The sequence below is a fragment of the Streptomyces sp. NPDC051776 genome (genome assembly GCF_040681345.1).
Lineage (GTDB): Bacteria > Actinomycetota > Actinomycetes > Streptomycetales > Streptomycetaceae > Streptomyces.
Genome location: NZ_JBFAYQ010000111.1, coordinates 1 through 5491, shown reverse-complemented (window position 1 = coordinate 5491; position 5491 = coordinate 1). Strand labels below are relative to the sequence as shown.

Annotated in this window: 6 protein-coding genes; all 6 read right to left on the bottom strand. The window is 36.8% G+C overall.

Features of this window, described 5'->3' with window-relative positions; genetic code table 11:
• Nucleotides 1-1249 (bottom strand): helix-turn-helix domain-containing protein (locus AB0M26_RS31170; RefSeq protein ID WP_365266255.1); only part of this gene is annotated, 1249 nt, incomplete at its 3' end.
• Nucleotides 1250-1334: 85 nt separating this feature from the next.
• Nucleotides 1335-1883 (bottom strand): DNA-binding protein, encoded by a 549-nt coding sequence (locus AB0M26_RS31165; protein ID WP_225509929.1) that lies wholly within the window; start codon nucleotides 1881-1883, stop codon nucleotides 1335-1337.
• 45 nt (nucleotides 1884-1928) lie between these two features.
• Nucleotides 1929-2156 carry a heavy-metal-associated domain-containing protein gene (locus AB0M26_RS31160; protein WP_047686754.1) on the bottom strand — a complete coding sequence of 76 codons (228 nt, stop codon included), beginning with the start codon at nucleotides 2154-2156 and terminating at the stop codon, nucleotides 1929-1931.
• A 706-nt stretch (nucleotides 2157-2862) separates the two neighbouring features.
• Nucleotides 2863-4725 (bottom strand): heavy metal translocating P-type ATPase, encoded by a 1863-nt coding sequence (locus AB0M26_RS31155; protein ID WP_058212530.1) that lies wholly within the window; start codon nucleotides 4723-4725, stop codon nucleotides 2863-2865.
• 313 nt (nucleotides 4726-5038) lie between these two features.
• Nucleotides 5039-5278, bottom strand: a complete 240-nt coding sequence (locus AB0M26_RS31150; RefSeq protein WP_254554452.1) for a hypothetical protein — start codon at nucleotides 5276-5278, stop codon at nucleotides 5039-5041.
• A 6-nt stretch (nucleotides 5279-5284) separates the two neighbouring features.
• Complete coding sequence (locus AB0M26_RS31145; protein ID WP_011834683.1) at nucleotides 5285-5452, bottom strand: lactococcin family bacteriocin; 168 nt, start codon at nucleotides 5450-5452, stop codon at nucleotides 5285-5287.
• Nucleotides 5453-5491 lie beyond the last annotated feature (39 nt).

The window sequence follows — 5491 nt, the reverse complement described above, 5'->3', positions numbered from 1 at the left end:
AGTAAGAAACAATTCCCATTGTTGTCAGTGAAATAATTGATACTCCACTTGCTAGTTCGTCCAATCCGTCAATTAAATTTATTGCATTAGTAATCGCAAGTATCCAAAAAACGGTAAAAATAAAGGATAACCAAGCAGGAAAGATTAGTAAAGGCCCCCCGAAAGGAATTTTTAAATTATCAAAGCGGGCGTTGGTAAAGAACCAAATAAAACTCGCCGCAACTGTCAATCCTAAAAGTTTCATTTTAGGTGAAATTTCTTTTATATCATCAATCAAACCAGTCAAAACAACAATTCCAGCACCAACAATAAAGGGCCAAATGTAGCTAAAATAGCTGACTAGCTGAATTGGCTGATGACTTGCGCCATGTACTGGAGGTTGCGAATGAATGGGAGGCTGGTTATGAACAATATGTGGCAGAATAAACAAGGTCGCAATCGCAAAAGCAATGAAAATGACCAAACCTCCAGCAGAGGGCATTGGTTTTTTATTCACACGACGCTCGTTAGGCTTGTCCACCGCACCAATTGCTTTGGACACAAAAGTCATAATTGGCGTTAAAATCATATCATCTTCAAGGCTATCAATATCTAGTATTTTGATTATCTTTCCTCGGCGCTCAATGAATCCTTTTTCTTCGAGTATTTTGAACTTACGAGAAATAGTTTCGGGAGTTGTTCCGATGAACGTTGCAAGATCTTTCATTTTCATTGGAATCATAACAGAATTTGAATCTACTACTTTGACGAGTTGCAAAAGATAATTAGCGATTCGACTTTCAACATCTTCCATCATGAGAAATTGTGCTTGATATTGCATTTCCGCAGCTCTTCTCACGGTGGTTTCAAGCAATTTCAAACTGAGCTCGGGATATTTTAACAACAAATTTTTGAAATCTTGTTGTCGCAAAAAGCAAATTTGCGTTTCTTCCAATGTTTCACCATAGAGATTATCATTCATTACTCCAAACAAGGCGTCTTCACCTGCGTATCCACCAGGTTCAATCACACGTAGTAACTGCTCTTTACCAGCACTAGAAAGCTGGTATATTTTCAAGGTACCATGCGCCACAATTGCAAGTTGAGGCACTGCAAAGGGGCTGATGACTGTTTCACCTTTTTCAAAAATTTTATGATTAACAACCTGCTCAACTTGCACTAATTCACTTTCTGAAAGTAAACCAAATAGTGGCACGAGCTGTACACAGTGGTGTTCATGATGACTAAAATGATGTTTATACTTACTCATTTTGGGGATTCTCCTTATCTTATTATCGCGCTAAAATTATCAAACTGCAAGCCTCATTCAACTAAAGCCTACAGTTTCGTAAAAACTAATTATCATTATCTTCATCTTCGTCATGAAAATCAGCAACGCTTTTACCCAAGTCACCTGCCAAGTTGCGAATAACTTGAAGATTGTAGCCGTAAAGTTCGACTACACCAGCCGCCAAAGCAAATTTTTCTTCTTTGTTTGCTAGCTTGATTGCTCGCGTAATGAACATATTTTGTGCTTGGAAATCCACAATGAAGCTTTCAAGCAGATCTTCATCAGTCCAATATTTGGCTTTTGGATCCTCGGTAATGAACTTGTGATACTTTAAAAATTCTTCAGTTGTACTTGGTACAATCTCATTTTCATCAAGAAGTAAATCCGAAATTTTAAAGAAATATTCAACTTCCTTTTGTGCAATTTCACGTAAATACTCACACTTAACTGGGCTTTTCGCGTATATTCCTGCTTGAGTCAGTCGTATATTTTCTATGAACAAATTGGATAAGACATGTCCTAGCATCGCACCAGCCGTAGGTTTGTGGTGGTCAATCTCTGCTTTATCAAGTTCTTTAGCATATTTTTCATCAATCATTAATTTAGTCATCATTTTTTTCCTTTATTCAATTTATAGTGGTATCTTTCCTGGTATAAATCACACAACAGTTACTTTGCTACTCAAAACAGGATATCCAAGTTTCTCAACCTTGCTGATAAGTTCATCAGTACTGACAACATTTTCGTCAAATTCTGCTTTAACTTTTGATGCATTGAAAAGTACTTTTGCATTTGCTACGCCTTTAGTTGTAGTCATTGCAGCTTCGATTTTTGCCATACAAGATGGGCAGCTTAATTCATTGAGTCTCATAATTACTTTTGACATAAGATTTACCTCTTTCTCTTTCTTTATAAATTAATTATAGCTCGTCAGTACTAACAAAAAATTGATATCTATCAAGAATAACAGTTTTATTTTTTTATCTACAAAATGATAAAATTTCTCAACTCTCTTTTTTAACGCTGAATAACCTGATATGAGGAGCGTAAAGTAGCATCAACTAGAGTCTACCGAGACGGTCCGCGGAACGGTGTTTAAATTATTCCCTAATTTTGCCTGTATAAAATTAAAAGATCAAATCCATTAGTCACTTTTTGTAAGCGTCCTTCATCCATAAAATGTTTGAAGTGCTCTGAAAACGACATATACCTTCTTACCTGATAATCCTCCTATCTAGTAAATGTGCGAGTTTCCCTTTTTTAAATAATTGTCATTTGGAACTCACTATCTATTTTTATAAAAAAGTTATATTGAGATAGCTATCAAAGCTTTTAAATAAGTTCAAATCCCTAACTTGCTACATTGCCTGCGATAGTCTACTTCACGACCTCAAATTCAATCTCGTATTGAACGTCCCTATTAGCAAGGAAAACTTTAATTGTAAAGATTCTAGAAGCCATCGAAAATGTCTCGATGATTTTATCAAATTATTTTTGATAAAGTTATTATAAAATTTATTGATACCAAAAAATTAATTCCTCTCAAAAAAAAAGAAAACAAACCGCGTAAATTTTGGTTTGTTTCCATTCTTCTATTTCTCTCGATACCTAATCAGTCGCATGCCATTGACAATGACGATGAGGATACTAGCTTCGTGGACGAACATACCTGTTCCCATGTTGACGAAACTAGGTACTAAGCCTGTACCTCCAAGGATTAGACTAGCCAGTAAAAAGAGCACAACTACAATCGCAATCACAATATTTTGTGTCATGTTGGCAACCGTGCGTTTACTTAAACCATATGCGTGGACAAGTTCATCAAAACTAGACTTCATTAGCACGATATCGGACGTTTCAATCGCAGTATCAGTACCAGAACCCATTGCGATACCTATATTAGCAAGTGCCAAACTAGGAGAATCGTTGACACCATCACCGATAAAAGCAATTTTTTTACCAGAGTTTTTGAGTGATTTGACAACTTCAGCTTTTTCTTCAGGCATGAGATTGGCACGTACTTCATCGATGCCGAGTTGGGCGGCGACTGCTTTAGCTGTTGTCTCGTTGTCTCCAGTCAGCATAATCATACGAGAAATACCTTCGTGGCGTAGTTCTTCGAGGGATTCTTTGACACCAGAACGTATTTCGTCCGCAATACCATAAATTAGTTGCAATCTGTTATCAGCTGCGACCAAAACAACTGATGCACCTGAATCAGTGATTTCTGTGATGTCCTGTTTCTGCTCGGGAGAAATCGTAATATGATTAACCACCATCATTTTTTCATTACCAATCAATAGGTTGTCTGCGATGATTCCCTGTCCTTTAACAACGTCCGTTTTTTCAAATTTGATAGGATTGAATTTTCCGATCATGCGTACAACTGCCGTTGCTAATGGGTGATCAGATTCATTTTCTGCTGAAGCAACTGCATCAATCAATTCTTTTGAAGCACCATAATTTTTGACAACAACAACTTCTGTATTGCCTTTCGTCAGAGTACCCGTCTTATCAAACAGAAGCGTATCAATGTGACTGAAGGTATTCATAACATCACCTCCCTTGATAAGGACGCCTCTTTTTGCACCATTCCCGATTCCTGCAACATTTGAAACAGGTGCACCAATCACGAGGGCACCAGGGCAACCAAGTACGAGAATCGTGATGGCTAGTTCTAGATTATGACTAAAAACCCAAGTAATAGCTGCAATAACAAGTACCGCTGGCGTGTAATACTTAGCAAAGCGGTCGATGAATTTCTCAGCAGGAGATTTGGTATCTTGGGCTTCTTCGACAAGTTCAATAATTTTACCAAAGGTTGTATCTTCGCCGACTTTTTCTGCTTCTACGTAAATTGTACCGTTTTCTAAGATAGAACCTGCAAAAACTTTGGTACCAGCTTCCTTTCTGATTTCACGTGATTCACCTGTGATACTGGCTTCGTTGACATAGCCAGATCCTTGGTAAATACGACCATCAACAGGAACTTGACGTCCGGTTTTTACTAAGAGTTTGTCGCCAATTTCAACTTCATCAATGTCCATTTCTTCGCCATCAGCAGATAGGGCTGTGCTGGGTGCCATATTCGTGAGTTCTTTGATACTTGATCGCGTTTTTTCAAGCGTTTTTTTCTCCAAAAATCCACCGAAAGCGAAGAGAAAAGTGACAATTGCTGATTCTTCATATTCACCGATGAACAAAGCACCGATAACTGCAATAGAAACTAGCAGGTCAATCGAAATTTGTTTCACTTTGATTGCTTGATAGGCATGAATTGCAACAGGTATAAAACCGATAATACTTGCAATAATCATTGTCGAATTCCAAATCCATATTTGATTTACACCATATTTACCAAGGTATCCGAGTACAATGAGAATGGCTGAGAGGATAACCAAGTGATTACTGTGTTGTTGAAGTCGTTTTTGAAAGTTCAGTGTTATTTTTGCCATATTTTCTACTTCCTTTAATTTTCTTTATGATACTAGTATAGCGCTACCCTTATAGATAAAAATTGATAACTATCAAGAAAATAAAAAGTATAACTTACTAGACTTTATTAACATAAAGGTAAGGTCTGTCTGACGATTCCTGCGGAAAGTTTTGGCAACTGCAGTTGCCAAAATTGGGCGTTTGCCCCAGACCCCAAGCAAACAAAAAAGACAGTTTCCTGTCTCTTTTGTTCTCTGCTTTTAGTAAATGACTATTTACTTTCAAAATTTGATCAACCATATGGAGAACCACCGGTTCCTGGGTTAATTTGCATTATTTTTCGTGCTTCTTCAAAAAAACAAGCACATCATCTGAATGAACAAGGTACTGTAAACTAGAAATTAATTCACTGATTTGGGGATCAAAATTTCTACCCTTTTCAATATTGCTTTTTGCAATCAGAAAAAGCTTCTTTTCTTCGCTTGAAATATTATTGCTAGTTAAAATCCCATCAATAATTTTTAATAAATATTTTTGATTATCTTTTAAATTAGGGTAAATATATTTTGTCAATCTAATTCACCCCAATCCACACATCCATTTAGGTAATTGTTTAGGATTCCCATCATTATGACCATTAAGCCAATGAAGAACATCATTCATACTTTGATTATTAGGATAACCACCCCCAACTATTTCTGAAAGTTCTTCATCAGATATAATTTGAAAATTTGTTTGAATTTCCATTTTCACCGGCCGCGATCAGCCCGATCTGCAGCACCCACC